Annotated in this window: 31 protein-coding genes and 2 tRNA genes; 29 read left to right on the top strand and 4 right to left on the bottom strand. The window is 67.6% G+C overall.

Annotation, left to right across the window (positions count from 1 at the left end; translation table 11 throughout):
• Positions 1–7: 7 nt before the first annotated feature.
• Positions 8–958 carry an alpha/beta hydrolase gene (locus tag ABDZ89_RS06965; RefSeq protein WP_343777765.1) on the bottom strand — a complete coding sequence of 317 codons (951 nt, stop codon included), beginning with the start codon at positions 956–958 and terminating at the stop codon, positions 8–10.
• Positions 959–1,007: 49 nt separating this feature from the next.
• Here ABDZ89_RS06965 and ABDZ89_RS06960 point away from each other — a divergent pair, with 49 nt between their 5' ends.
• Together ABDZ89_RS06960 and ABDZ89_RS06955 are read left to right on the top strand one after the other, a co-directional pair.
• Positions 1,008–2,390, top strand: coding sequence for a DEAD/DEAH box helicase family protein (locus ABDZ89_RS06960; RefSeq protein ID WP_343777763.1), 1,383 nt, complete (start codon positions 1,008–1,010; stop codon positions 2,388–2,390).
• 83 nt (positions 2,391–2,473) lie between these two features.
• Positions 2,474–3,526, top strand: coding sequence for a S66 family peptidase (locus ABDZ89_RS06955; RefSeq protein WP_343777761.1), 1,053 nt, complete (start codon positions 2,474–2,476; stop codon positions 3,524–3,526).
• A 106-nt stretch (positions 3,527–3,632) separates the two neighbouring features.
• Here the strand turns inward: ABDZ89_RS06955 and udk are convergent, their stop codons facing one another.
• Positions 3,633–4,331 (bottom strand): uridine kinase, encoded by a 699-nt coding sequence (gene udk, locus ABDZ89_RS06950; protein ID WP_343777759.1) that lies wholly within the window; start codon positions 4,329–4,331, stop codon positions 3,633–3,635.
• 262 nt (positions 4,332–4,593) lie between these two features.
• Here udk and ABDZ89_RS06945 point away from each other — a divergent pair, with 262 nt between their 5' ends.
• From ABDZ89_RS06945 to ABDZ89_RS06865, 17 genes are all read left to right on the top strand, one after another.
• Positions 4,594–5,319 carry a CBS domain-containing protein gene (locus ABDZ89_RS06945; protein ID WP_343777758.1) on the top strand — a complete coding sequence of 242 codons (726 nt, stop codon included), beginning with the start codon at positions 4,594–4,596 and terminating at the stop codon, positions 5,317–5,319.
• Between the two features lie 87 nt (positions 5,320–5,406).
• Entirely contained in the window at positions 5,407–5,991 is a 585-nt protein-coding gene (locus ABDZ89_RS06940) for a GNAT family N-acetyltransferase (protein ID WP_343777757.1), read from the top strand.
• A gap of 61 nt (positions 5,992–6,052) precedes the next feature.
• Positions 6,053–6,126 (top strand) — tRNA-Thr (locus tag ABDZ89_RS06935).
• A gap of 136 nt (positions 6,127–6,262) precedes the next feature.
• Entirely contained in the window at positions 6,263–6,400 is a 138-nt protein-coding gene (locus ABDZ89_RS06930) for a hypothetical protein (RefSeq protein ID WP_343777755.1), read from the top strand.
• On the top strand, positions 6,393–6,869 hold the full coding sequence (locus tag ABDZ89_RS06925; protein WP_343777753.1) for a hypothetical protein: 477 nt from the start codon (positions 6,393–6,395) through the stop codon (positions 6,867–6,869). Before ABDZ89_RS06930 ends, ABDZ89_RS06925 begins: the two co-directional genes overlap by 8 nt.
• A 181-nt stretch (positions 6,870–7,050) precedes the next feature.
• On the top strand, positions 7,051–9,147 hold the full coding sequence (locus tag ABDZ89_RS06920) for a minichromosome maintenance protein MCM (protein WP_343777751.1): 2,097 nt from the start codon (positions 7,051–7,053) through the stop codon (positions 9,145–9,147).
• A complete protein-coding gene (locus ABDZ89_RS06915) occupies positions 9,147–9,599 on the top strand; it encodes a DUF8129 domain-containing protein (protein WP_343777749.1) in 453 nt (150 codons plus the stop codon). Before ABDZ89_RS06920 ends, ABDZ89_RS06915 begins: the two co-directional genes overlap by 1 nt.
• Positions 9,596–9,871: a hypothetical protein gene (locus ABDZ89_RS06910; RefSeq protein ID WP_343777748.1), complete on the top strand. Its 276-nt coding sequence runs from the start codon at positions 9,596–9,598 to the stop codon at positions 9,869–9,871. Before ABDZ89_RS06915 ends, ABDZ89_RS06910 begins: the two co-directional genes overlap by 4 nt.
• The gene (locus ABDZ89_RS06905) at positions 9,864–10,121 is read left to right on the top strand and encodes a MarR family transcriptional regulator (RefSeq protein ID WP_343777746.1); all 258 of its coding nucleotides are present in this window, start codon (positions 9,864–9,866) and stop codon (positions 10,119–10,121) included. The genes ABDZ89_RS06910 and ABDZ89_RS06905 overlap by 8 nt, the downstream gene beginning before the upstream one ends.
• 154 nt (positions 10,122–10,275) lie before the next feature.
• On the top strand, positions 10,276–10,767 hold the full coding sequence (locus ABDZ89_RS06900) for a peptide ABC transporter substrate-binding protein (RefSeq protein ID WP_343777744.1): 492 nt from the start codon (positions 10,276–10,278) through the stop codon (positions 10,765–10,767).
• Positions 10,764–10,943: a hypothetical protein gene (locus ABDZ89_RS06895; protein WP_343777743.1), complete on the top strand. Its 180-nt coding sequence runs from the start codon at positions 10,764–10,766 to the stop codon at positions 10,941–10,943. Before ABDZ89_RS06900 ends, ABDZ89_RS06895 begins: the two co-directional genes overlap by 4 nt.
• Positions 10,934–11,007 (top strand) — tRNA-Phe (locus tag ABDZ89_RS06890). The genes ABDZ89_RS06895 and ABDZ89_RS06890 overlap by 10 nt, the downstream gene beginning before the upstream one ends.
• 411 nt (positions 11,008–11,418) lie before the next feature.
• Complete coding sequence (locus ABDZ89_RS06885; protein WP_343777742.1) at positions 11,419–11,730, top strand: hypothetical protein; 312 nt, start codon at positions 11,419–11,421, stop codon at positions 11,728–11,730.
• Entirely contained in the window at positions 11,730–11,891 is a 162-nt protein-coding gene (locus ABDZ89_RS06880) for a hypothetical protein (protein WP_343777741.1), read from the top strand. Before ABDZ89_RS06885 ends, ABDZ89_RS06880 begins: the two co-directional genes overlap by 1 nt.
• The gene (locus ABDZ89_RS06875) at positions 11,888–12,412 is read left to right on the top strand and encodes a hypothetical protein (protein ID WP_343777739.1); all 525 of its coding nucleotides are present in this window, start codon (positions 11,888–11,890) and stop codon (positions 12,410–12,412) included. The genes ABDZ89_RS06880 and ABDZ89_RS06875 overlap by 4 nt, the downstream gene beginning before the upstream one ends.
• Positions 12,409–14,013, top strand: coding sequence for a phage terminase large subunit family protein (locus ABDZ89_RS06870; RefSeq protein ID WP_343777737.1), 1,605 nt, complete (start codon positions 12,409–12,411; stop codon positions 14,011–14,013). The genes ABDZ89_RS06875 and ABDZ89_RS06870 overlap by 4 nt, the downstream gene beginning before the upstream one ends.
• 1 nt (position 14,014) lies before the next feature.
• On the top strand, positions 14,015–15,895 hold the full coding sequence (locus tag ABDZ89_RS06865) for a phage portal protein (RefSeq protein ID WP_343777736.1): 1,881 nt from the start codon (positions 14,015–14,017) through the stop codon (positions 15,893–15,895).
• A 38-nt stretch (positions 15,896–15,933) separates the two neighbouring features.
• Here the strand turns inward: ABDZ89_RS06865 and ABDZ89_RS06860 are convergent, their stop codons facing one another.
• Positions 15,934–16,125, bottom strand: coding sequence for a hypothetical protein (locus ABDZ89_RS06860; protein WP_343777734.1), 192 nt, complete (start codon positions 16,123–16,125; stop codon positions 15,934–15,936).
• A 251-nt stretch (positions 16,126–16,376) separates the two neighbouring features.
• On the opposite strand from ABDZ89_RS06860, the gene ABDZ89_RS06855 reads away from it, so the two are divergent.
• From ABDZ89_RS06855 to ABDZ89_RS06840, 4 genes are read left to right on the top strand one after another with little or no spacing between them, the layout of a single operon-like run.
• Positions 16,377–17,642: an XkdF-like putative serine protease domain-containing protein gene (locus ABDZ89_RS06855; RefSeq protein ID WP_343777732.1), complete on the top strand. Its 1,266-nt coding sequence runs from the start codon at positions 16,377–16,379 to the stop codon at positions 17,640–17,642.
• Complete coding sequence (locus ABDZ89_RS06850) at positions 17,642–18,610, top strand: phage major capsid family protein (protein ID WP_343777730.1); 969 nt, start codon at positions 17,642–17,644, stop codon at positions 18,608–18,610. Before ABDZ89_RS06855 ends, ABDZ89_RS06850 begins: the two co-directional genes overlap by 1 nt.
• Before the next feature lie 5 nt (positions 18,611–18,615).
• Positions 18,616–19,002, top strand: a complete 387-nt coding sequence (locus tag ABDZ89_RS06845; RefSeq protein ID WP_343777729.1) for a hypothetical protein — start codon at positions 18,616–18,618, stop codon at positions 19,000–19,002.
• Positions 19,003–19,005: 3 nt separating this feature from the next.
• Positions 19,006–19,752 carry a hypothetical protein gene (locus tag ABDZ89_RS06840; protein WP_343777727.1) on the top strand — a complete coding sequence of 249 codons (747 nt, stop codon included), beginning with the start codon at positions 19,006–19,008 and terminating at the stop codon, positions 19,750–19,752.
• Positions 19,753–19,761: 9 nt separating this feature from the next.
• Here ABDZ89_RS06840 and ABDZ89_RS06835 read toward each other — a convergent pair whose 3' ends face one another.
• Positions 19,762–19,932 carry a hypothetical protein gene (locus tag ABDZ89_RS06835; protein ID WP_343777726.1) on the bottom strand — a complete coding sequence of 57 codons (171 nt, stop codon included), beginning with the start codon at positions 19,930–19,932 and terminating at the stop codon, positions 19,762–19,764.
• 55 nt (positions 19,933–19,987) lie between these two features.
• Here ABDZ89_RS06835 and ABDZ89_RS06830 point away from each other — a divergent pair, with 55 nt between their 5' ends.
• From ABDZ89_RS06830 to ABDZ89_RS06805, 6 genes are all read left to right on the top strand, one after another.
• The gene (locus tag ABDZ89_RS06830) at positions 19,988–20,251 is read left to right on the top strand and encodes a hypothetical protein (RefSeq protein WP_343777724.1); all 264 of its coding nucleotides are present in this window, start codon (positions 19,988–19,990) and stop codon (positions 20,249–20,251) included.
• On the top strand, positions 20,251–20,712 hold the full coding sequence (locus ABDZ89_RS06825; protein WP_343777722.1) for a hypothetical protein: 462 nt from the start codon (positions 20,251–20,253) through the stop codon (positions 20,710–20,712). The genes ABDZ89_RS06830 and ABDZ89_RS06825 overlap by 1 nt, the downstream gene beginning before the upstream one ends.
• Positions 20,709–21,230, top strand: a complete 522-nt coding sequence (locus ABDZ89_RS06820; RefSeq protein ID WP_343777721.1) for a hypothetical protein — start codon at positions 20,709–20,711, stop codon at positions 21,228–21,230. The genes ABDZ89_RS06825 and ABDZ89_RS06820 overlap by 4 nt, the downstream gene beginning before the upstream one ends.
• Positions 21,231–21,279: 49 nt before the next feature.
• Positions 21,280–22,239, top strand: a complete 960-nt coding sequence (locus ABDZ89_RS06815) for a phage tail tube protein (RefSeq protein ID WP_343777719.1) — start codon at positions 21,280–21,282, stop codon at positions 22,237–22,239.
• Entirely contained in the window at positions 22,239–22,784 is a 546-nt protein-coding gene (locus tag ABDZ89_RS06810; protein WP_343777717.1) for a hypothetical protein, read from the top strand. Before ABDZ89_RS06815 ends, ABDZ89_RS06810 begins: the two co-directional genes overlap by 1 nt.
• 111 nt (positions 22,785–22,895) lie before the next feature.
• Positions 22,896–24,089, top strand: coding sequence for an MSCRAMM family adhesin (locus ABDZ89_RS06805; RefSeq protein ID WP_343777716.1), 1,194 nt, complete (start codon positions 22,896–22,898; stop codon positions 24,087–24,089).
• Positions 24,090–24,131: the final 42 nt, after the last annotated feature.

The raw sequence follows: 24,131 nt of genomic DNA, 5'->3' as shown, positions 1-24,131 counted from the left end.
GACCGCCCTACAGCCGCTCACGCACGTCGTCCGCGACCGCGGCGAGCGCCGTTTCCGCCGTCGGCACCCGGTCGGCGAGACTACAGAAGCCGTGCGCCATCGCCGGGTAGTGCCGGTTCCGGACGGGAGTCCCCTCGCGCTCGAACCGGTCCGCGAGCGCGACGCCGTCGTCTCTGAGCGGGTCGAACCCCGCCGTGACGACCGTCGCGGGCGGCAGGTCACCGAGGTCCGACGCCCGGAGCGGGACGGCGTAGGGGTTCGCGGCGTCGACCGGGCTCCGCAGGTACCGCTCGTAGAACCACCGCATGTCAGCCCGGGTGAGCAGCGGACCGTCCGCGTTCTCCCGGTAGGAGTCCGTCTCGAAGTCGCGGCCCGCGATCGGATACAGGAGGAACTGACCGGCCGGGGTCGGCGAGTCGTCGAGCTCGCGAGCCCGGAGCGACGCCGCGACCGCGAGCGCCCCGCCCGCGCTGGTTCCGGAAACACCGACACGGTCCGGGTCGACGCCGAGCGCGTCCGCCGTCTCGACGACCCATTCGACCGCCGCGGTCGCCTCGTCGACGGGGACCGGGAACGGGTGTTCGGGCGCGAGGCGATAGTCAACCGAGACCACGACCGCACCCGAACGGACCGCGAGTTCGCGACAGATGCCGTCGACCGAGTCGAGCGTGCCCAGCGTCCACCCGCCGCCGTGGAGGTGGACGAGCGCTCGGCTCCTCGCGGTCGGGTCGCCGAGCGTTTCCTCGGGGCGGTACACCCGGACGGGCACCTCGCCGTGAGGCCCGTCGAACGCGAAGTCGCGGACATCGGCCACGGGCGGTTCGGGCGGCCCGGAGAACAGGTCGTCTTCGAGGCGGCGGGCGGCGTCGACCGAGAGGTCGCTCCAGCCCGGCAGCCCCAGCGACTCGATCTCGTCGACGGCCGCCGCGAGGTCCGGGTCGAGTGCGTCCGCGCGCATGGCGGACCGAGGCGGTGGGCCTTTGTAAGTCGGTCGGCAACGTCGGGCGATGGACGTCCGGTTGACCTACGAGAACGGCACGGTCCGGGTCGACGCGGACGCCGACCTCGACCCCGACGCGCTGCCGCCGCTGCCCGGCGTCGAGACCGACCCGCGCTCGGGGACCGGCCGCGCGCCGGCGTACCGGTACGCGGAGCTCCGGCGGGCGCTCCGGGTGGCCGGCGTCTCCGTCGACGACCGCGTCCTCGACGCGAGCGACCGCGCCGCGACCGAGGCCGGGCTGCCGGACGCGCTCGCCACCGACTACGAGCTCCGGGAGTACCAGCGCGAGGCGCTCGACGCGTGGCGCGACGCCGGCGACCGCGGCGTGATCGAACTGCCGACCGGCGCGGGCAAGACCGTGATCGCGATCCGCGCGATGGTCGAACTCGGCGTGCCGACGCTCGTCGTCGTCCCCACGGTCGACCTCTTAGACCAGTGGCAACGCGAGTTGGAACGCGAGTTCGACGTGCCGATCGGCCGGTTCGGCGGCGGCGAACAGCGCCGCGAGGCGATCACGGTATCGACGTACGACTCGGCGTACCTCAAGGCCGACGGCGTCGGCGACGCCTTCGAGTTCGTCGTCTTCGACGAGGCCCACCACCTCGGCGGCGAGGGGTACCGCGACGCGGCGCGACTGCTCGCCGCGCCCGCCCGACTCGGGCTCACCGCCACCTTCGAGCGCCCCGACGGCGCTCACGAGGCGGTCGCGGAGCTGATCGGCGACCGCGTCTACGCGCTCGACGTCGACGACCTGGCCGGCGACCACCTCGCCGCCTACGATATCCGGCGGATCGAGGTGGAACTGACCGACGCTGAACGCGAGCGCTACGACGAGAAGCAGGGCACGTTCGTCGAGTACGTCCGCGACGCCGGGATCACGTTCACGAGCGGGAGCGACTATCAGGAACTGGTCAAACGCTCCGGCAACGACCCGGCCGCGCGGGAGGCGCTCTTGGCGAAACAGGACGCCCGCGAGATCATGATGAACGCGAGCCGCAAGGTCGACCGGCTCGCGGCGATCCTCGACCGTCACCGCGACGACCGCGTGATCGTGTTCACGGCCCACACCGACCTCGTATACCGCCTCTCCGAGCGGTTCCTGCTGCCCGCGATAACCGCCGAAACGGGCGCGAAAGAGCGGCGCGAGATCCTCTCCCGCTTCCGCGACGGCACCTACGGGCGAGTCGTCGCCGCGAACGTCTTAGACGAGGGCGTCGACGTGCCCGACGCGAACGTCGCGGTCGTGCTGTCTGGATCGGGCAGCGAACGGGAGTTCACCCAGCGGCTCGGCCGCGTCCTCCGGCCGAAAGACGACGGCGGGCGGGCGACCCTCTACGAACTCGTCAGCGCCGAGACCGCCGAGGAGAGAGTGGCCGGCCGGCGACGCTGACATCCCGGCGGCCGCCCGACGCGTCCGAGACGGTCTCACACGGCCGAGGAAGAATTATCCGGCGCCGCGGTGGGGAGTCCGTCATGGCCGATTTCGTCACCCCACCGCCCGTCGACCCCGGCGACCGGGTCGCGGTCGTCGCCCCGGCGTCGAACGCCCCCGAGTCCGCTCGGTTCGTCTACGAACTCGGTCTCGAACGAATGCGCGAGGGCTTCGACCTCGACCCGGTCGAGTACCCCACCGCGACCGCCGACCCGGAGTGGCTCGCGGACAGTCCGGAGGCGCGCGCTCGAGACGTCATGGACGCCTTCCGCGATCCGGACGTCTCGGCCGTGATCGCCAACATTGGAGGGCACGATCAGATCTCCGTCCTCCCGCATCTCGACGGCGACGTCCTCCGCGATCATCCGACGCGGTTCTACGGCTACTCGGACAACACCAACCTGGCCCTGTTCCTCTGGAATCAGGGGATCGTCTCGTACTACGGCGGGTCGACGCTGCTCGAGTACGCGATGGACGGCGAGATGTTCGACTACACCGAGGAGTACCTGCGGCGCGCGCTCTTCGAGGACTCGATCGGCGAGTGGACCGAGGCGGCGGTCTTCACGGACGAGGCCGGCGACTGGGAGGACTCGGAGTCGGTCGAGACCACGCGCGATATCGAACGGTCCGACGGCCGGACCTGGCGAGGTGGGGAGGCGACCGTCTCGGGTCGGATCTGGGGCGGCTGCCACGCGGTCCTCGTCGAGCAGTTCCTCGCCGGCCGGTACCTGCCCGACCCCGAGGCGCTGGAGGGGGCCGTTCTCGCCGTAGAGACGAGCGAGCTGGTCCCCGACCCCGCCGTCGTCGGCGCGAACCTCCGGGCGCTCGGCGAGCGCGGGCTCCTCGAACGGTTCGACGGCGTGCTCGTCGGGCGCGCCGCCGCGCGCTCACACGCCGAGGCCCACCCGCCGAAGTGGCGGGAGGACTATCGAGAGCGCCAGCGCGACGCGATCGCCGATGTCCTCGAGAGGTACGTTCCGAACGCTCCCGTCGTCTTCGACTGCGAGTTCGGCCACACGTACCCGACCTGTCCGATCCCGATCGGCGGTGAAGTCGAGATCGACCCCGCGAGCGAGTCGCTCCGTCTCCACTGACCTCACTGCGGGGCGAAGCCCTCGCCGACGGCGGTGTCGACGGGAGCGGAGCGAGTTCGTCGGCGGAGCGCCGTCGACGCCGCGGAACGCACTCGGACAGCTCGATTCAGTCGTCGCCGTCGAGGTCGAGCGAGCGCTTCTCGCCGAGCTCCTGTTCGAGGCTCCCGCGCTCCCAGCTCCTGACCGCGTCGCCCTCGACCTCGGCGCGGAGCTTCTCTTCGAGGAGGTTCACCGCCACGCTGTTGGCGCCCTCCGGGATGATCACGTCGGCGTGTTTCTTCGACGGCTCGATGAACTGCTCGTGCATCGGCTTCACGGTCGAGAGGTACTGGTCGATGACGCCCTCCAGGTCGCGGCCGCGTTCGATGACGTCGCGGCGGATCCGCCGCAGGATGCGGACGTCGGCGTCCGTCTCGACGAACAGCCGGAGGTCCATCATGTCGTTTATCTCCTCGTCGTACAGCGACAGAATTCCCTCCAACACGATCACGTCGGTCGGTTCGACCGTGACGCGCTCCTCCTTGCGGTTGTGTATCTCGAAGTCGTACTGCGGCATATCGACGGACTGCCCCTGTAACAGGGCCTCGAGGTGGTCTCGCAGCAGTTCCCACTCGAACGCCGAGGGGTGGTCGTAGTTGACCTCCTGCCGCTCCTCGAAGTCGAGGTGCGAGAGGTCCTGGTAGTAGTTGTCGAGCGGGATACGGGTGACGCTGTCGCCGAGGTCGCGAGTGACGAGGCGGGAGACCGTCGTCTTCCCGGCGCCCGTCCCCCCCGCGATCCCGATCACGAACGAGGGAATGGTCATACCGCAGTTCGAACGGCCGAGGGTTTGAACGCTCCCTTTCGTCCCCGCTGGCGATCCACAGCGTGGCTGCGGACCGTGGGGGGCGCCGCCGCCGACGCTCGTCGCCGTCACCGCGCGCGATCGCGGCCTCGGCGCGGACGGATGAGGCACGCACCTGTCCGTGGTCGCCGGCGCGTATGCGAACCGATCGCAACCGTACGACCGGTGCCGACATAACGGTATCGGGGGCACCTTTTAGCCGCTCGGAGCAAATTCGTGGCGTATGCGAACAGACACCACGGTCCGTGACGTGATGCACCGCGAGTTCCTCGGCGTCAGCGAGTCGGACTCGCTCTCGGAGGCGGCGGCGTTGCTGGTCGAAGAGGAGACGAACTGCGTGGTCGTCGTCCGCGGCGGCCAGCCGATCGGCCGGCTGGAGTCGCGCGACGCGCTCGACGCGCTGTTGGACGCCGACGGGTCGGTCGCGGAGGCGGACGCCCCCGAGTTGGCCGTCGCCGACGCGATGGGACCGCCGCTCCCGGCGGTGTCGCCGAACGACTCGCTGACGGCGGTCGAGGAGCGCCTCGTCGCGGATGGGGCGGACCGGGTCGTCGCCGTCGACGACGGCGAGGCGGTCGGTGTCGTCACGGACGGCGACGTGCTCGCCGCGGGCGCGCCGCGAGCGGGGACCGGAGCGGGCGGATTCGGCGACGAGACCGGGACGGGTGAGTCCCGACCGAAAGAGGCCGTGCTGTCGGCCGCGGCCGCCGCCGACTCCGACGCGGAGCGGACCGCCGCGGCGACGATGAACCCGGACGCGTCTCCGGACCGCGAAACGGCCGGCTCGCGGGACGGGCCCGTCGAGGGCGACGGCGGCGTCGCCGGCCCCGCCGCGGGAGCGCCGAGCGGGTCGTCGACGCAGGGCGTCTGCGAGAACTGCGGCGCGCTCGTCCCCGACCTCGTCACCGCCAACGGGCAGGCCGTCTGCCCGAACTGCCGCGAGATCTGAGCGAACCGCCGCGAAATCCGCTTCGGCCTCGAAGCGAACAATTCCCCGGCCGGCAGCCTCAACAGGCCCCGAGCCGAAGGCCTCCGCATGGCCGAGACGGGCGCGCGGATCGAGCCGGCGACCGCCGACGACGTCGACGCAGTCACCGACATGTGGGTCGCGCTCGCCGCGGGACAGCGCGAGTACGGCGCCACGCTTCGCGCCGAGGCGAACCGCGCGGCGGTCCGGGAGTGGGCGGCGCAGTCGGCCGTCACCGGCGAACTGCTCGTCGCCCGCGCTCCGAACGGGGAAAGCGAGAGAGAACCCGGTCTGATCGGGTTCGTGGGATTTTCGGTCGAACGCGGCGGCTACGAGCGCGACGGCGTTCGCGGCACCGTGAGCAATCTCTACGTGAGCCCTGAGTGGCGCGGCGAGGGAATCGGCGCGGCGCTGCTCGACGCCGCCGAACGCGCGCTCGCCGGGGAGGGTGCCGACCGCGTGGCGCTGGAGGCGCTGGCGGCCAACGACCGCGCCCGAGAGTTCTACGCGGACCGCGGCTACGACCGCCACCGCGTCGAGTTGACGAAGCCGCTTCGCGACGGCGACGACGATGACGGCGGCGGCGATGACGGCGATAGGGGCGACGAGGGCGACGGCGGCGAGGGCGACGGCGCGACCGGCGAAAGCGGCTGACCCCGGCCGGGTTCGCGGAAAGCGACACGCACTCATAGGAGGACCGAGTACGGCCGCACGCGCCAGGGGAGCATGGGTGGTTCATGCACTCGACTTGTAATCGAGACTTCCGGGGTTCAAATCCCTGCCCTGGCTCTATCAAGTTTCTGAACAATCCCACGCGGATCCGCACCCCGGTGGGGTTGTGTGTCCTGTCGAGAGTCAGGTAGTTACACCACATGCCGCAATAGCGAGTCGCTCGTCAGCGGCTGGAACGGAGGTGACCGCGTAGATGGCGGTCTCGTCTGGACCGTTCTGCGGAGCGCTCGGCTGTCGCGAAGACGCCGAGGTCGTCATCGAGAACCGCTACGGGAAGCGGTACGCGTGCGACGAGCACGCCGACGACGGCGAGGTGGTCGGCGATGCCTGAGGACGATGACGTCTCCGCCCGTGACGCCCTCGCCATCGCGCAGCGAGCGCTCGCGAAGGCGAATGGCCTCGAGGCCGACCTCGACGAGGCGACCGCCGAGATCGAGCAGCTCCACGAGGACGTCACCTCACTCGAGCTGCGGCTCTCCGAACACGACGACGATCGCGACTACGCCCAGCTCACCCGTGACGACAAGGTCGGGATGGTCCGCGAGCACGCCTTCCAGAAGGCGACTCGTGGCTCCGGTGTCGCCGCGCTTGACTACGACGACATCCGGTGGGAGGTATTCGACGGCGAGCCGTCGGCCGACCACTGCTACACGCTGATGGAGCTCGCCGCGGACGTCCGCGGCTTCGAGGTGAAGACGCCGGCCAGCGGCAACCGCAGTCTCACCGTCGACGCCAGCGAGGCGAAACGCGGCGCCGTGTTTTCGTCCGCGAATAAAACCGAGACGGAGGAGGTGCGGTAGCGATGGCGGTCTTCACTCGTGGGATTCCGCCTCCGCTTGTACTCCCTGTAGATCACCACAAGCAGCGCTGTGTAAGCAACTGTCCGTTAGCCACTGGGCCGTCGTTCTGGCCGACGTCTGGCCGACGTCGTCCGGCGGTCCGAGTGGTTCGACGGACTTTATTCGCGGACGAAAACCCACGATGTCCACCACCCACGACCGACGAAAGGAGAACGAGACGCTAACCGAGACGCTGACCCGCTTCCTCCGGGAGCGGTACCGAGATGAGGTCGGCACCCTCGCCCAGCGCTACCCGAACGAACAGCGGTCGCTCGTCATCGACTACGACGAGCTCTTCGAGTTCGACCACGACATCGCCGAGGACTGCCTCAACAAGCCGGGGCAGATGCGGGAGATCTTCGAGGAGGGGCTCCGTGCGTTCGACCTCCCGGCCGACGTCGACCTCGCGAACGCGCACGTCCGCGTGTCGAACCTCCCGTCCGAACACACCTACTACCCGGGCGGGTTCTCCCCGACCGACCAGGCGAGCAACTACCGGGCGATAACGGGCGAGGTGTCGAAGGTCACCGACCAGTACTCGAAGATCGTCGAGGCGGCGTTCGAGTGCCGCCGCTGCGGGACGTTCTCCTACATCCCCCAGACCGACTCGGGCTTCCAGGAACCGCACGAGTGTCAGGGGTGTGAGCGACAGGGCCCGTTCGACGTCAACTTCGACCAGTCGGCGTTCGTCGACGCCCAGCAGCTCCGCCTCGCGACGCCGCCCGAGATCGCCGAGGGAAGCGGCACCGAGATCGACGTGTTCGTCGAGGACGACCTCGCCGACGTCGTCACCGCCGGTGACCGCGTCACCGTCGCCGGGACGATCCACCTCGAGCAGAAGACGCAGGGCAACGAGAAGACAGGGAAGTTCGAGCCGTACGTCGACGCCGGCGCGCTCGCCGTCGACGAGACCGACCACACCGACGTCGACGTCACGCCCGATGAGCGCGAGGAGATCCACGAGCTCGTGAACGGCGCCGAGGGCGACCCGCTCGACGTGGCGGCATCCTCGCTCGCCCCGAAGATCTACGGCAACGACAAGATCAAGCGAGTGCTCATCCTCGCGCAGGTGGGTGGGTCGAAGACGGTCTACCCTGACGGCACCCACGACCGCGGCGAGTTCCACGTCCTCCTCCTCGGTGATCCGGGGACGGCGAAGTCGAAGCTCATCGACCGAGTTGAGGACCTCGGCTGGCGCACCGTCGGCGTGAGCGGGAAGGGCGCGACCGTCGCCGGCGTCACGGCGAGCGCCGTCCAGGACGACTTCGGCGACGGCGGCTCCGCCCTCGAGGCCGGCGCGTTCGTGAAGGCGCACAAGGGCGCCGTCTGTATCGACGAGCTCGACGACATGCCGGCCGAGGTCCGGGCGGCGATGCTCGACCCGATGAGCAAGCAGCGGATCTCCGTCAACAAGTGGGGGATCAACGCGACCCTCCGGACCGAGACCGCGGTCGTCGCTGCGGGCAACCCGAAGTACGGCCGGTTCGATCCCTACGAGAACGTCCAGGACCAGTTCGACCTGGAGTCGAACCTCCTGAGCCGGTTCGACCTCGTGTTCACGCTCACGGACCAGCCCGATCCGGACCGGGACAGCACGATCACCCAGCACATTCTCGACGCTCGCGACGCCGCGAAGCGCGAGATGGCTGGGATGGACGTCGACGAGGAGGCTGCCGACACCATCGCGACGCCCGTGGACCGCGATCTCCTGCGGAAGTGGATCGCCCTCGCGAAGCAGCAGCCCGAGCCGGTGTTCGCGAACGACGACGTCAAAGAGTGGCTCGACGAGAGCTTCACCGATCTCCGGTCGCTCAACGGCTACGACGAGGAGTCGCCCGTCCCGGTGACGTTCCGGAAGCTGGAGGGGATCGTCCGCATCGCCGAGGCGGCAGCGAAGTTCGAGTTCTCCGAGACGATCGAGATGCGGCACGTCCAGTTCGCGACGAACGTCGTCGGCGAGTCGATGCGCGACTACGGCACCGACCAGGAAGGCGTCTACGACGCTGACGTCCAGGAGACGGGCCGCTCGATGAGTCAGAAGCAGAAGATCAAGCTGCTCGAGGACACAGTCACCGAGCTCCAGCCGGCGACCTCGGGCGGGGCCGACCTCGAGGAGGTCGTCGCCGAGCTCGAAGACGAGGGAATCCAGTCGCCGTGGGACCTCATCGAGGCCGCCAAGGAAGACGGTCGCGCCTACGAACCGGGTGGTGGCGGCATCCGCTGGGTGGGTGATGCCTGATGCCGGCGACCGCCCAGCACAACGAGCAGGCGACCACGGTCCCGAACCTCAACGCCGAGGAGTCCGGCCGGCTCGGGGAGAACCCGGCGCGGTTCCTTGTCGAGGAGATCGACATCGACACCGGCGCCGGCACGAGCGGCGAGCTCATCTTCGCCCGCATCCGCGGCATCGCGACGCGCGGTCTCGTCGACTACTGGGAGGGCGTCGAGCGCTGGCTGGCCCGTCGTGAGGGTCGCGCCCCTCGCGAGGACGTCCTCGACGCACTCCAGGAGCGTCGCGAGGAACTCGAAGAGCGCGGCAACGGGCTCGATCAGGCCGGGATGACGCCGGCGGAGCGCCGGGAAGCGGCCGCCGAACGCAACGCCGAGTCGGTGGCGGTGCTCGTCGACGAGGGCGGTGAGGAGGTCCCGTGGAGCAGACAGTCCGGCGCCGTCGTGGGGGCGAGTCGATGAGCTCGAAGTTTCCGTCGGAGGAGCTGAAAGGGCAGGTTGGAGACGTCCCGATTAGTACGCACACGAGGGTTCTGGGTGTGGACATCGTTGTCCCGCAGTTACACCACCGCTGTGAGATGAATGATGTCGAGTATCCGCTCGGCGGTCGCGGAGAAGTAGAGATCTCCGCTGTCGGGAGCGACCGTCGTCTCCGTGCGGCCGACCGTCGCTACATCGCCAAGTGGGCGAGACGGAACCTCTTCGAAGGCCACGGAGGTCGGACCGATGAGTGACGCCACCCTAAGCGACCTCGACACCCGAAAACGAGAGCGCCTCGCCGACCTCCCGCCGACGGCGTCGCTCGTCTACCTCGAACTCCACAACGCGAGCGGGCCCCGGACCCTCCGCCAACTCACCTACCAGATGGCGCGCCCCGAACGGTCAATCCTCCGGGCGCTCCGCCAGCTCCACGACGAGGACCTCGTCTCCTGCTCGCCGCGGTCTACCGATCCGCCGTCGTCTGAATGGAGGGTCGACGGGTGACCGACAGAATGGCGGTCGATGGACCACTTAAGGCTGTGGCCAAGCAACACACGGGTGACGACAGCCCGGCGACGGGCGACCCCACGCCTCGCACGCGGGGGTCGGAACGACAGGGCCGGAGAGACGGTCGCCCTGGACCCTTCTGCGCGAATCCATGACTGAAGCACCAGCCTACCACGAGCACCTGCTCGACGCATCGGACGTGTGTAACTCCTGTCACAGAGTCATCCGCGTCGAGCGGCAGGACCCGACGCGTGGCGGGCTCACCCGGGAGTTCGAGTCGCACTACGAGCGCCATCGCGACCACACCGAGATCGGCTACGGGCCGGCCCGGTCAGTCAGCGAAGAGAAGGGCGTGTTCTGCGAGCGCTGCGGCACTGAGTCGCCGTACGACCGCATCTGGAACGACGCCGAAGACGAGGTCGATGACGAGCGCTTCCGCGAGCTCATCCGGGCAACCATCCGGACGCTCGAGCACAAGGGCGTCACCCTCGACCGGCGGACGCTCGCCGAGCGGGCCCTCGAACGGCGCCGGAATGGAGAGCACGTCGACGACTGCCTCGGCGAGGCGACCAAGGCCGCGATCGTCGCATCGATCAACCAGAGCGACGCCGGGCAGGACGCCCGGCGGGAGGCCCCCGCATGAGCGCCACCGGATACGGTCGCGTGGCGTTCGACTTCGCCGGCCGCGAACTCGAGGGCACAGCGACCGACTTCGAGCCCGCGGGCGACGTCTCCGGCCCCGACGGGTTCCTGACGGTCGACGTCGACGGTCTCGAGTACCGAGTGGCGGAGTCCGACGCCGAGCGGTTGGATCGATAGCTCAGTCTGGGAGAGCACCGGCCTGAAGCGCTGGCATGCCTCGGTTCGAATCCGAGTCGATCCATCTCCCGAGGGCGTGGCATCGTAGCTTTTCACTGCGAGGCCAGGTCACGCGCCCGAGGGAGTGTTGAGTCCCACGAGCGGTCGGCAGTACCGTCGTCCCGACGACGATCGTGTGAGCTGCGGCGGACGTGCTGTCACGAGCAAACCCACAAGTCCGACCGCCTTGCGACGCCACTGGCGTGGTCACGGACGGCCCTATGGGCTCAGGCGAGACCCAAGCCTGAGACGGGCCTACCCCGTGCCGGGTTCGATCCCCGGCGTCGCCCTTCGAGACGTATTGACACACCCCTCCGTTTCCACTCCAGATGCCCGACCAGAGACCTCATCGTTCGACGACCGACCAGTGCCCGGAGTGTGGTGCGAGCTTCGCTTCGGCGAGACCCTGCGACTGCGTTCCTCTGATGGATGTCTCATGAAGACACACGCACCTGCTCGGCCCTGGTACTGCCGGGACGATGTCGTCGACGAGTACAAGACCACGCTCCAAGAGGACGATGAGAAGCTACCGATGCTGAAGGCCCTCAAAATCATCCGGGCGATCGTCGTCAACGTCGGCCTCATCGCCGGCTGGATCTACGCGCTGTACCTCGGCGGCGATCCGACGGTGATCACGCTCTTCGCGCTCTCCGTGGTCGGCGCGTACAACGGGCTCGAGCTCGGCGACTACCTTGCGCTCCTCCAGGCGTACAACGAGATCCAGACCGAGTCCGACACCGAGGACTGATGGCTACCTGCGACCGGTGCGGCGACCCGGTCGAGAACAAAGACAACCGGGGCTGGTTCCGCGACCACTGCTGGGAGTGTATCGAGACTATCGCCGACGAGGAGACGCCCCACCGCGAGACGTGCGACGACCCTGACTGCCTGACCTGTACGACACCATGACCGACGACACCGAGCTGTGCGGCGCCGACACCACCGACGACCAGCCGTGCCAGAACCCTGCTGGCGACGACGGCTCCTGCTGGATCCCCACCCACGGCTCGGATGACGACGACGTCGAGAACCCCCAGGGACGCGACTTCGCCATCGGCGAGGACGACCACGAGGCCATCCTCGAGGCGGCCCGTGAGGGGAAGTCGGAGCGCGGCTGTGCCCGTGCGGCCGGCGTCTCGTCGTGGGCGCAACTCGATCGCTACCTGGAAGCGCACCCGGATTTCCGGAGCAGCTTCGAGCGCGCCCGCGCACGAGGCGAGTCAGAACTCATCGAAGGCGGCCTTCGCGACGAGGACGTCGACTCGTCGATGGCGAAGTTCCTCCTCGCGAGCTCGTTCGACTACAAGAAGACGGAGAAGCGCGAGGTCGAGGCCGACGTCAACCAGACGACGACGCACGAGCTCGGCGAGGCGGACAAGGAGATCGCCCTCGAGGCGATCCGCGAACTCCAGGAGCGTGAGTCGGCATGAGCGCCACCGACGACATCATCGCTGACATCGTCACCGGCGACGACCCGGCGGGCAAGCGCGAGTTCCTGAACCCGTTCGATCCCGAGACGCCGACGACGCTCCTCGACGCCGCGAACGAGATGTGCCGTGGCTACATGCGGGCCGAGCGTGACGACTACCACCTCCTCGGCGAGCACCACGGTGAGTGGCTGCGCCTCCTCGACCAGGAACGGAAACTCGTCCTCAACTGCCACCGGGACGGGCTGAAGACGACGACCGTCCTCTGCTACATCCTCCTCCGCCTGGAGTACGACCCTGGGTTCCGCGTCATCTGGGCGATGAACAACAAAGGGATGACGAAGAAGAAGACGGACCTCGAACTCAACCGGTTCGTCGAGCGGAACCCATGGCTGACGAACCTCCAAGAGGGGCGCCGCCCGACCGACACGATCGACCTGAAGGAGTTCGGCAACGGGTCGACGCTTGTCGCGACGTGGCTCGACGGCGGAATCGACGGCGACCGCGCGCACCTCCTCGTCCTCGACGACCTCATCAAGGCTCGCGGGGACGGCTCTCCTGAAGACGTCCGCGAGTGGATCGAAGGGTCCGCGGCCCCCGGTGTGAAGGACGACGGCCGGACCGTGCTCATCGGGACGCGGAAGCGGCAGAACGACCAGTACCAGCACTACCGCTCGCTGTCGGCCTACTCGGTCGCCGAGTTCCCGGCTGTCCTCGAATACTGGGAGCAGGGCAACGCGACCGACGACGACCTCGACGTCCGCAGGCCGCCCGAGAAGTACTACTCCGAGGTCACTGACCCGTGGAACCCCGACGAGACGATCCACGTGCTGTGGCCCGAGGCCCGTGGCCCGCAGTGGCTCGCCGAGAAGCGTTCGGAGATGGCGGACTTCCGCTTCTGGCGGGAGTACTGCCTCACCTTCATCGGTGGCTCGGGGAACCTCATCCAGTCCGGCGACGTCGATCTGGACGTCGACCAGGGCGGGTGCTCGATCCGTGGGCGCGAGCCGCCGCGGAAGTACCGCGCCGGGGGCGGCGAGGCGATCGTCGTCGGCCACGACCCGGCCCAGAGCCCCACCGGCGACGACGCGGCCTTCGTCGTCCAGCTGCTCCGGCGGTCCGGTGAGCGCGTGCTCCTCGACACGCACGCCGAGCAAGGCATGTCGCCGTCGGCGATCAAGGCACGCCTCCAGGAGTACGACCGCCGGTACGATCCTGCGCTCATCGTCATCGAGGACAACGGGATGCAGCAGTACGTCGTCAACGACGCCATCGAGTTCTCGCCAGAGCTCCGCGCGAAGGTCACCGGGATCTCGACGTCGGGGAAAAAGCACTCGTGGGAGAACGGCATCCCGCGGCTGCGGAACCTCGTCGAGAACGGTGGCATCCAGTTCTACCGCGGGCACGACGCCACCGAAGACTGGATCCAGGCGGCGCTCTCACTCGAGCTCGACGACGGTCGCCTCTCCGGCCACACCCCCGACCTCATCGCGGCGTGGTACATGGCCGAGCAGGGCCTGCGCCGGTTCGAGTACGGGCAGGATGACACCGACGACGTCGACGGCGACGGCGAGGACGACACCAACGGAGTGAGCTACCTCTAGCATGACTGACGACACTACCGACGACGTCGACGACCAAGTCGCCCTGTCTGTCGACACGCTGGGCAACCAGTCGACGATGGACAAGGCTGAGGAGACGACGCAGCTGGACGAGCGGCACATCGCCACCGATGTCGGACGCGGCATCCAGCCGCCGTACAACCCCGAGACGCTGGCGGCGTTCCAAGAGCTCAACGAAACGCACCAGGCGTGTATCCGCAAGAAGGCACGGTACGAGGCGGGCTACGGGTTCGACATCACCCCGCACCCGAGCGCGGATTCGCCCAACGAGGACGGCGAGGCGTACCAGAGCGTTCGCGACTTCTGGTACGGCTCCGACTCGCGGTGGCAAATCGGCCCGGAGGGCACGGCGATGTCGACGCCCGAAGAAGTACTCGAACTCGGACGCCAGGACTACCACGGCATTGGGTGGACGTCGCTGGAGATCCTCGTCGAGGGAGACGGCACGCCGATCGGCCTCGCACACGTCCCGGCGGCGACTGTCCGAGTCCGGAAGACGACGGTTGAGGAGCGTGAGGACGCCGACGACATCATCGAGAGCGGCCACGGCTACGTCCAGATCCGCCAGGGCCGACGTCGGTACTTCGGCGAGGCTGGCGACCGGTATGGCGACGACCCGACGTTCGTCGACAAGGAGACGGGCGAGGTTGCGAGCGACGCTGGCGACCTCCCGAACGGGCCGGCAAACGAGCTCATCTTCATCCCGAATCCCAGCCCACTGAGTCTGTACTACGGCGTCCCGGACTGGGTCGCCGCGATGCAGACGATGGGCGCCGACCAGGCGGCGAAGGAGTGGAACCACGACGTCTTCGACAACCTCGGTATCCCGTACTACGCCATCCAGGTGACGGGCGGGACACTCACCGAGGATTCCAAGGAGGAGCTCCGCGGGCTGATGGACAATCTCAAGGGCAGTCGGTACCGGACAGCCATCCTCGAGGTCGACGAGTTTGAGTTCGAGGAGGACAACCCGCTCCAGGGCGGCGACCCGAAGGACGTCGAGATCGAACTCCAGCCCATCGGCTCGCGGGAGGATCTCGACATGGAGTTCCAGGCATTCCGCGAGCGGAACGAGCACGAGATCGCGAAGGTCCACGAGGTGCCGCCGATCCTCATCAACGTGACGTCGACGTCGAACCGGGCCAACTCCAAGGAGCAGGTCCGAGAATTCGCGACCGACGTCATCGCGCCGGAGCAGGCGAAGTTCGAGTCCCGGCTCTACACCATCCTCCACCAGCAGGCGCTTGGCGTCGACGACTGGACGATCGACTTCGAGCTCCACGGCGCCGACCAGCCGCAGGAGGAGGCACAGATGGCCGAACAGCGCGTCCGGGCGATGCGCCTCGCCGGCGTCGGCACCGTCAACGAGGCCCGGGAGGAGCTCGGGCTGGAGCCGTTCGACGACGAGCGCGGCGAGATGACGCTCTCCGAGTTCGAGGCCCAGTTCGACGCCAGCGGCACCGACGGCGATAAGTCAGAGGCAATGCGAGCGAAGGCGGCGCCGCCAGAGGATAACAAGATCGGGGAGCGGGCGAGCGTCGACATCGATGTCGACAAGGACCCGATCGAGCAGACGACGTTCAACAGTTCGAACCTCGACGAGGGGCTCTACGACTTCGGCGAACGAGAGCTGTTCCTCTCGTTCAAGCGACCGGATGGCCAGAACTCACTGTACGTGTACGTCGACGTCCCGGTGACCGTGTGGAACGACCTCGTTAATGCGCCGTCGGCGGGGTCGTACCACTACGCGAACATCCGGCTGGAGTACGGCTATCTCGAGATCACCAACAACCACGAGCGGCTGCCTGAGGGGCCGACGCCCGACCCAGGTGACGTCCCCGACGACGTCCCCAGCGAGATCTAAATCTCAATCACCCACTCCGAGAAAGGTGTGCGGGCAAATTACTCTGGGTAAACAGCGTGTACCTTATCAGGAGAATAGTATGCGGTTGTCTTTGAATCCGTATCCTCCTCAATGACTTCAGCACTTACCCATCCATTCTCGTGAATCTCGACCTCAGAGTGCGGATGCTTGTTCGGACCCTCATCCCAGTCGTCATCCTCAAACACGATGATCGCTTTGCGGAACTTCATTCCGTTCAATAAACACTCGTGATTTGATAAATAACTACTGACGAACTGCCGATGACCGTTAGCGTGGGAGCGCCCGACTCCCCACGCAAGCGAGGTACGACCGGGAGCGATTCTACGAGAACGACACCATGAGCGACAAGAACACAGAGCGCGGCGAGAAGCGCGGCGTCCTCGGAACCGGTCGTGCCAAGGAGCTCGACAAGACGAAGGACGCCGACGCTGACGCCGCCGACGACGATGAGGGCTGACAGATGCCCTCGGTGAAGCAGGCGGGAGGCACGGCGTTCGAGAAGGACGTCGAGTTCGTCACCAAGGATGACGAGGACGACGAGCAGGTCGCGGCCGGTATCGTGATGGTCCCGGACAAGGCCGACCTCCAGAACGACTTCGTCCGCGAGGACACGCTCCGGTCGTTCGCCGACCAGTTCGGCACCTTCTACGAGGCAGGCCAGGCCGGCGGCGGCGTGATGCACGCAGTCTTCCCGGACTCGTGGATGGACCTCCAGCGCAACGAGGTCCTCGACGAGGCCGAGGAGATCGGCGGCGAGACCGTCGACGCCGGCGCCTGGGTCCAGGAGTGGGCCATCGAAGATGAGGAGCTCTGGGGCCTCATTCAAGACGACATCATCTCGGGCTACTCGATCGGCGCCGTCCAGGTCGACTGGGGCGGCCCGTACGAGCAGGACGACCTCGACGACGTCGAGGTCCCCGAAGAGCTGGGCGATGAGTCCATCTACGAGCTCGTCGACGGCCTCATCCGCGAGGTGTCTGCGGTCGACATCCCCGCGGTCCCCGACGCGCAGATCCTTCAAGCGCAGGCGAAGGCAGCCAGCGCTGCGGAGAAGCGCCTCGACGACTACCTCGGCGACCCCGACGGCTTCATGGAAGAGGCGCTCGCCCGCGGGCACTCCGAGGAAGCCGCCGAGCGCCTGTGGCAACTTCTCAGCCGGGCGGTCGAGGTAGAAGGGTCCAACCAGCCGGGGACGAAGAGCCGGCTGACCGAGGCCGCGAAGACGCTCGTCGACATCCTCACCCTGAGTGGTGGGACGAACGGCCGCCCCGACGCGAAGGCGGTCGGTGGCGACGACGTCGACGACGAACAGGACAACAAGGACGCTGCCGGTGGCGACTCACCGGCCGATGACGACGGCGGCTCGAAGTCCGCCGACGACACTGACACCATGAGTGACGACACCAACGACGACCCGTTCGACGACGCCCCCGAGTGGGCGAAGGAGCTGCGGAACGGACAGCAGGAGAACAGCAAGCGGATCGACGAGGCCCTCGAGGAGAAGGACGTCGACCCCGGTGACGACGACCCCTTTGAGGACGCCCCGGAGTGGGCGAAGCGCCTCAAGGAGAACCAGGACAAGAACGCCGAGCGCATCGACGCGATCTCGAAGCAGACTGGCACCACCGAGAGCCAGCAGCTCGGCGGGACGGAGAAGGGCGGCGACGAGAACGGCGGCAAGAACAGCGGCTTCACCCTCGACCCGCGGAAGGCGGGTGGTAACTGATGAGTTCTACTGACACCAACGGCACGATCGACCGGACCCGGGAGAAGAACGAAAGCGCGGCTGCGAAGTTCGACACGACCGATGTCGCCGGCGGTGTGCTGCCTCGCGACCTTTTTGAACAGTTCTACCAGGCTGTTCAGGACACCGCCACGATGCTCGAGGACGGCCGCACCGAGGACCTCCCGCGCCAGAAGATGGCGATCCCGAAGATCTCGGTCGGCGAGCGACAGCGCCGCGGCGCTGACGAAGGCCAGGGCGACGCCGGCAACGCGACGGTCGACACCTCGCAGGTCCTGATGGACGTCGAGAAGGCAACCATCTCGTACGACCTGACGCGCGAGGCCGTCGACGACACCGTCGACAACGTCGACGAGATCATCCTCGACATGCTGGCGCGACAGTTCGCCATCGACACGCAGGACCTCGCGATCAACGGCGACGAGGCGTCTGCCGACGCCTTCCTGAACCAGAACGACGGCTGGCTGAAGATCCTCCAGAACGACGCCGACGTCAACACCTACGACCACACGGACGGAGCTGGCGACCCCGTCGCGGTGAACACGGCACTGTTCAACCAGTCGATTCTGGCGATGCCGAACAAGTACCTGCGCTCGGGGCGGACCGATCCGCGGTTCTACATGAACCTCGACCAGCTCCAGAACTACCACAACGACCTCGCCGAGCGGAACGACCCGCTGGGCGCGGCCGTCCTGATGGGCGACAGCGACGCCACGCCGTTCGACTACGACGTCGTCGGCGTCGCCAACTGGCCCAAGGACACCGCGGTGTTCACTCACCCGGAGAACTTCATCTACGGCCTCTACGACGACGTCGAGATCCGCGTGCTGACGGACACGGACAAGGTCGCGGAGAACGACCTGTTCGCCCGCTACTTCATGCGAGTTCGTGACGACTTCGCCGTCGAGGCGCCCGAGGCGGCCGTCGTGATCACCGGCATCGCGGAGTGATCTGAATGCCGTACGTTCACTACAACGGTGGTGGCCGCTACCGCACGAGCGGTCACCTCTTCGAGGAAGGTGACGTCGTCGAGGTCGAGGAGGACCTCGCCGACTACCTCTGCGAGAAAGACGAGTTCGCTCGCGTGGAGGGCGACGAGACGATCGACGAGCCCGAGATCGCCAGCGAGGACACCGTCGACACGCTCGACGAATCCGAAGAGTCGGCCGAGAGCGAGGGCTTCGACGTCGACGAGTGGACCCACGAGCATCACTACCAAGAGCGCGCGGAGCAGGTTCGCGCCGGCGAGCACGACGAGCACCTGGACGCGATCGCCGAGGCGGAGTCGGCGACGACCGTCCAAGACGCTGTCGGCGAGCGTCGCGCCGAGCTGGAGGCGTAACTGATGAGCGAGGTCGGCTACTGTACGCTCGAGGATGTCCGCCGAGCCCTGCGGAAGGCCGACCTCCCGGGCGACATCCCACAGGACCAGCGGATCGCCGTCGACGCGATCACGGCGGAGACCGAGCCGCTGGAGAAGTCGCTCAAGCGACACTGGTACGCCGCCGACGGGGCCGACATCCTCACCGAGGCCGACGCTGTCACGATCCCGACGGCGCCGAAGACACGGGACGACGAGTACGACTTCCCGACCGGCGCCGCCCAGCTCGTCGGTGAGCCTGCCACGCCGAAGACGTCGCAGGGCGACTACGCGAAGATCGACCTCGACCGACGCGACGCTGAGTCGATCGCAGCGCTCCACGTCCGGACCGAGGACGGCACCTACGAGGACTGGGTGGCGAGCGACGACTACACCGAAGGGTCGTGGCCGCCGTCGGGGGAGGACTACTACCTGCGTGTCAACAACGGCGGCTGGTCGCGGCTCTACCTCGACACGACGAACTTCCTCAAGGAGGACGATGACGACGAGTACGTCCTCGACGCCTGGGCGAACGCGGTCTACGCGGAGTTCAGCTACGGACACGAGGGCATCCCGAGCAACGTTCGACGAGCGGTCGCGTTGCGCGCCGGCGCCGAGCTCGCCGAGGAAGCCGTCATCGAGATCCCGAGCAACGCGAGCGTGTACAATATCGAGACGAAGGCCGACGCGATGCGAGAGAAGGCCGACGAGCTGCTCGAAGTGTACCGATGAGTGACCGACTCAGAACGTCGGCCGCGACAGCAAGATTGCTATTGCTACCACCGTGGCGGCTGCAACTAAGCCCAGAAACCCGGCGACTTCAGGCCTCGCGGCAACCAGTCTGTCGAGGACGGCGAGTACAGTCACACCCACGAGCACGGCGCCACCGATCTCCTCCAAATCCTCGTTCATACACGAAATACGGGTGCTACTCTGAAAAAGAGTACGCCGAATCATGATTACAATCATGACTAGCAACACTACCGACGACGTCGACGACGGCGCGGTCACCACCGAGACCGACTACCGGTGGCGCTGGCTGTCGACGATCTGGGTGCTCGTCTACGGGCTCGGCTTCCCGGCCTGGGCGCTCACCGTCGGCACCGACGTCGGCGCCGCGCTGCTCAGCGCGCTCATCCTCGCGTGGGGTGGCACGGTCGTGTACGTCATCGGCCCCGAGAACGTCCGGGCGTTCCGCGAGCTCCGGAGCGGCACCAGCGAGGGCGACTGATGAGCTGGGAAGACGCTGCCGCCGAGGCCGCGCTCGACGAGGCCGCTGCGCAGTACCTCGGCAACGACGGGTTCATCTCGGGCGCCATCGAGGCAGCTCACGAGCGCCTTCGCGAGTACGCCCGCGAGTTCGACTACCGCATCGAGTCAGTCATCGACTCGCTCCAGGGCCCGGAGATCATCGAACAGTCCGACCGGCACTTCACGATCCGGTTCGGCTGGGACCACGAGGCGGCACCCTACCTCGAGTGGGGGACGTCCGACCACACGATCGAGGGCGACCCGATCCTCTCGTTCATCTGGGAGGATCGCCACAACCCGCCCGACTGGGTCGCCGAGGAGTACGAGCGTGAGGGTGGCGGCTACCGCGTGTTCCTCCCGGAGGTCGAGGTCGCCGGCGTTCGCGAGACGCGCTTCGCCCGACACGCACTCGACTGGCTACGGCGCGAGGTGGCGTCGTGACGGCGCCCGAGACGCAGTGGGTGTTCGACACCATCGCGTCGATCACGGATGGCACGCCGCTCGCCTGGGGTGCCGTGGCCGACGTCCCCGACGGCGCCGTGCCTATCCGTCGCGTCGACCGCAACGAGTCGGACATCTACGACGGCGCCGGCATCCGGAAGCGGAAGGGCGACCTCAAGAAGTCGAACTACATCAGCGCCGCGCTCGTCGACGACGACGAGTCGCACGGCGGGTTCGGCGACGAGTACAACGCCGAGGCGATCGTCTCGCTGCGCGTCGAGGGGCTGACCTGTCGCGAACACGGACACGTCGACCCGGACGGCGAGGACGGCATCGACTTCACCACCTTCTACCGGTTGGTGCGGGACGCGCTCCAGGCAGCGGACGAGCATCCGGCGGTCGCTGGGCGCGGCTACCACACCGTGTTTCTGGAGAACGGGACGAACCGGAGTCGCGACTACGCCGACTTCTACGACTACCGCGTCGACGTCCGCTTGACGGGCTTCGCAGACAGCTGATCCACCATGACACTCACAACCAACACGACTGACGGAGGCGGAGGTACAGATGACCAGCGGCGGTAACGTCGACGTCGCGTTCGTCCACGAGCCGGTCGGCGACTACGGCGGCTCGCCGTCGGACTCGCAGTACAAGACACCAGGGCGGAACGGGACGATCGACACGCTGGAGTTCGACAACGACGAGACCCGGCAGCGCAACTGGAGCAACGAGACGGAGGAGACGGTTGAGGGCGTCTTCGACGGCGCGTTCTCGCTGTCGTTCGAGGCGGTCGACCCGTGGTTCCTCAACCAGGTGTTCGGTCAGCCACCGACCGCCGGCGGCGAGTCGTCGGAACCCTACAGCTATACGTGGGAGTTCGTTCAGGGCGAGATGCAGTCGGCGCGATGGTACGTCGGCGCCGACCTCGTCAACGGCTTCGCGGAACGTGCGCTCTCGGGTGTCGTCTTCAACCAGATGGAGCTCGACATCTCCATCGGCGACCCTGTGGGCGTCTCCCTGACTGGCTTCTATGCCAGCGAGACACCGAACACGTCGTTCACGCCCGGCACGCAGCCGAAGGTGGACGGGACGCCGCTCATCTTCCACGGCGGGTCGATCAATATCCCGACGTCGACGGAGATCGCCCGGCCGCAGTCGGCGACGCTGTCGGTCTCGAACGGCGCCCGCCCGCAGCGCGAGTGGGTACGCGAGCCTGTCGCCGCTGTGATCGGCAACCCCGAGCCGACGCTGAACCTCAACTCGGTCGTCATGGACAGCGACCTGCTGGAGCTCGGGCTCGGCTCTGCTGACGGCCCGGCGACGACGGTCGACGGAGCGGCCGACGGCGAGCTCGCGTTCGAGTCTCCCGGTGCGAACGCCCTGCGCTTCCCGATGGAGGGGATCACCCACTCCACCTACTCGTGGGAGAGCATCGGAAACGCCGAGGAGGACCTCACCGACGGCAACGACCTCACCATCGACCGGCTGACAGCGGTCGCCGAGGCCGCGGCCGCGGAGGCCAAGTGATGCCCCGCGACGTCATCGAGCTCGACCTGGAAGAGGAGGCCGACCGCCTCGGCGACCGGCTCGACTCCATCGCGGAGGCCGAGGTCGCCGGCGAGATCACGTCGACGGAGGCCAAGCAGCTCGCCGGCGAGGTCGAACAGCAGATGTTCGCCCTTGAGGAGGCGCTCGACGAGTACGGCCCCGACGCGACGTGGTCGATCCGCGCGTTCACGCCCGGGGAGAAGGCGGAACTCACCGGCCTGATCAGTCGTGCGAAGGACCAGGCCGAGCGCGCCGGTCGCGACGTCGACGTCGAGGCGATGCTCGACAACTACTGGGCCGGCGCCGGCCTCGTCGAGGCACCGTTCCTCGACGCCGGTGCCGAACTTCAGGACCGCATCGCAGCCGTCCGGGACACCCCGTCGCCGTACCTCGCGGAGTGGATTTCCAACCGCGTCACCGAGGAGAACACCTTGGGAAACGGGCATCGGAAGAGCTACTCCGAGCGTGTCGCGGCCAAGAAGGGGGACGCGCCGGACGAACCTACCTCGGACGAGCCATCCTGATGTACTGCGGGTTCTCGCCCGCACAGTTCGACGAGTTCAGCTGGGAGGATGTCGAGCTTCTCATGACCGCGTTCCCCTACCTCCAGAACCCGCCCATCGAGGTGACCGACGGTGACTGAGTTCGAGACGCAGAACACCGTCGAGGTCATCATCGACGACCGGTCGCTCACCGAGGCCAAGGCCGACGTCGAGGAGGCGCTGTCGTCGGTCCCGATGGACGTCCAGGCGAGCGTCAGCGGCGGCGGGGGCGGCTCCGGAGGCGGCGGGGCGGCAGACGAGTGGCGCGAGCAGCACTCGCTCTCTCGTGAACGGAACAGGCTCCTCGAGGAGCTGGTCGACGCCCAAGAAGAGGGCAACTTCGACCGGGCTGCTCGCAGCGCTGGCGGCCTGCTCGGTGGCGGGGCGGCCATCCTCGGCGCTGGGGCCCTGCTCGGCGTGGGCGCGCTCTCGAGCGTGCTCTCGAGCTTCTCGTGGCCGGAGCTCCCCAAGCTGGAGCCGCCGGGCTGGCTGCCGCCGCGTGTTCCCGAGCCGGACTGGCACCCGCTCGATGTCGTCGAACCCGACCCAGTGCCGATCGAGCAGCCGGATCCGCTGCCCGTCGAGCAGCCTGATCCGGTGCCGATCGCGGACCCGACGTCGGCGCCGGCGAGCGACCCGCAGCCCGGCGGGACGTCGAGCCCGGACGGCGCGCCGGCGCCTCCTGACGACATCCAGCAGATCCAGGATGGGCCGCCACGGGCAGGCCCGACCACGTCTCCAGGGCTGTCAACCAAGCCCGCAGCTGACGAGGTCAGTAGTTCAATCGGCCTGCCAGAAGCCCTGCTTGGAGGAGCGTCTGCTGCTGCTGGGTTTGCTGGCATCAAGGCTATCCAAAATATTGGTGGCTCGGCAGCCGGTTCAGCGGCTTCCGGAGGCGCGTTCCTCACGCCCGAAAGCGTAGGAGTTACTGATCCAGGTGCGCTGAACCAACGGCGACAGGCAATAAATCAGCGAACGCCGGACTGGGCAAACCTCTCTGAAATTCCGGAAGACAAGTTCTCCGGATCTGTGTTCTCAGCAGAGGGACGTCAGGCCCAGGGGAAAGCTCTCCAAGACGCGGCGAGTCGTATCGAGGAGGCAATCGGTAGTCTCCTCGACGGGAACACCACCGACGACGACAACCCCCAACAGCGAAACGACATCCGCGTCGAGTCCAACGTCACTGTCGACGGGGCGACGCGTCAGGAGATCGAGCGTGCTGCCGAAGAGGCGAAGCGCGAGGCGCTCCGCAAGTTCAACCAAGAGATCAGCGGTCGCGTACGCTGATGGACTCTGACCTTCGAATTTGCGTCACATAGAGTGTCAGGA

The organism is Halorubrum ejinorense (assembly GCF_039522565.1).
GTDB lineage: Archaea > Halobacteriota > Halobacteria > Halobacteriales > Haloferacaceae > Halorubrum > Halorubrum ejinorense.
Note: the sequence above shows the minus strand (reverse complement) of the source record. Positions and strands in the feature narration are given on the sequence as shown.

Bases quoted from the DNA above. Each gene is read 5' to 3' on its own strand.
- ABDZ89_RS06965 (WP_343777765.1), bottom strand. From the start codon at position 958: ATGCGCGCGGACGCACTCGACCCGGACCTCGCGGCGGCCGTCGACGAG.
- ABDZ89_RS06960 (WP_343777763.1), top strand. From the start codon at position 1,008: ATGGACGTCCGGTTGACCTACGAGAACGGCACGGTCCGGGTCGACGCG.
- ABDZ89_RS06955 (WP_343777761.1), top strand. From the start codon at position 2,474: ATGGCCGATTTCGTCACCCCACCGCCCGTCGACCCCGGCGACCGGGTC.
- udk (WP_343777759.1), bottom strand. From the start codon at position 4,331: ATGACCATTCCCTCGTTCGTGATCGGGATCGCGGGGGGGACGGGCGCC.
- ABDZ89_RS06945 (WP_343777758.1), top strand. From the start codon at position 4,594: ATGCGAACAGACACCACGGTCCGTGACGTGATGCACCGCGAGTTCCTC.
- ABDZ89_RS06940 (WP_343777757.1), top strand. From the start codon at position 5,407: ATGGCCGAGACGGGCGCGCGGATCGAGCCGGCGACCGCCGACGACGTC.
- ABDZ89_RS06930 (WP_343777755.1), top strand. From the start codon at position 6,263: ATGGCGGTCTCGTCTGGACCGTTCTGCGGAGCGCTCGGCTGTCGCGAA.
- ABDZ89_RS06925 (WP_343777753.1), top strand. From the start codon at position 6,393: ATGCCTGAGGACGATGACGTCTCCGCCCGTGACGCCCTCGCCATCGCG.
- ABDZ89_RS06920 (WP_343777751.1), top strand. From the start codon at position 7,051: ATGTCCACCACCCACGACCGACGAAAGGAGAACGAGACGCTAACCGAG.
- ABDZ89_RS06915 (WP_343777749.1), top strand. From the start codon at position 9,147: ATGCCGGCGACCGCCCAGCACAACGAGCAGGCGACCACGGTCCCGAAC.
- ABDZ89_RS06910 (WP_343777748.1), top strand. From the start codon at position 9,596: ATGAGCTCGAAGTTTCCGTCGGAGGAGCTGAAAGGGCAGGTTGGAGAC.
- ABDZ89_RS06905 (WP_343777746.1), top strand. From the start codon at position 9,864: ATGAGTGACGCCACCCTAAGCGACCTCGACACCCGAAAACGAGAGCGC.
- ABDZ89_RS06900 (WP_343777744.1), top strand. From the start codon at position 10,276: ATGACTGAAGCACCAGCCTACCACGAGCACCTGCTCGACGCATCGGAC.
- ABDZ89_RS06895 (WP_343777743.1), top strand. From the start codon at position 10,764: ATGAGCGCCACCGGATACGGTCGCGTGGCGTTCGACTTCGCCGGCCGC.
- ABDZ89_RS06885 (WP_343777742.1), top strand. From the start codon at position 11,419: ATGAAGACACACGCACCTGCTCGGCCCTGGTACTGCCGGGACGATGTC.
- ABDZ89_RS06880 (WP_343777741.1), top strand. From the start codon at position 11,730: ATGGCTACCTGCGACCGGTGCGGCGACCCGGTCGAGAACAAAGACAAC.
- ABDZ89_RS06875 (WP_343777739.1), top strand. From the start codon at position 11,888: ATGACCGACGACACCGAGCTGTGCGGCGCCGACACCACCGACGACCAG.
- ABDZ89_RS06870 (WP_343777737.1), top strand. From the start codon at position 12,409: ATGAGCGCCACCGACGACATCATCGCTGACATCGTCACCGGCGACGAC.
- ABDZ89_RS06865 (WP_343777736.1), top strand. From the start codon at position 14,015: ATGACTGACGACACTACCGACGACGTCGACGACCAAGTCGCCCTGTCT.
- ABDZ89_RS06860 (WP_343777734.1), bottom strand. From the start codon at position 16,125: ATGAAGTTCCGCAAAGCGATCATCGTGTTTGAGGATGACGACTGGGAT.
- ABDZ89_RS06855 (WP_343777732.1), top strand. From the start codon at position 16,377: ATGCCCTCGGTGAAGCAGGCGGGAGGCACGGCGTTCGAGAAGGACGTC.
- ABDZ89_RS06850 (WP_343777730.1), top strand. From the start codon at position 17,642: ATGAGTTCTACTGACACCAACGGCACGATCGACCGGACCCGGGAGAAG.
- ABDZ89_RS06845 (WP_343777729.1), top strand. From the start codon at position 18,616: ATGCCGTACGTTCACTACAACGGTGGTGGCCGCTACCGCACGAGCGGT.
- ABDZ89_RS06840 (WP_343777727.1), top strand. From the start codon at position 19,006: ATGAGCGAGGTCGGCTACTGTACGCTCGAGGATGTCCGCCGAGCCCTG.
- ABDZ89_RS06835 (WP_343777726.1), bottom strand. From the start codon at position 19,932: ATGAACGAGGATTTGGAGGAGATCGGTGGCGCCGTGCTCGTGGGTGTG.
- ABDZ89_RS06830 (WP_343777724.1), top strand. From the start codon at position 19,988: ATGACTAGCAACACTACCGACGACGTCGACGACGGCGCGGTCACCACC.
- ABDZ89_RS06825 (WP_343777722.1), top strand. From the start codon at position 20,251: ATGAGCTGGGAAGACGCTGCCGCCGAGGCCGCGCTCGACGAGGCCGCT.
- ABDZ89_RS06815 (WP_343777719.1), top strand. From the start codon at position 21,280: ATGACCAGCGGCGGTAACGTCGACGTCGCGTTCGTCCACGAGCCGGTC.
- ABDZ89_RS06810 (WP_343777717.1), top strand. From the start codon at position 22,239: ATGCCCCGCGACGTCATCGAGCTCGACCTGGAAGAGGAGGCCGACCGC.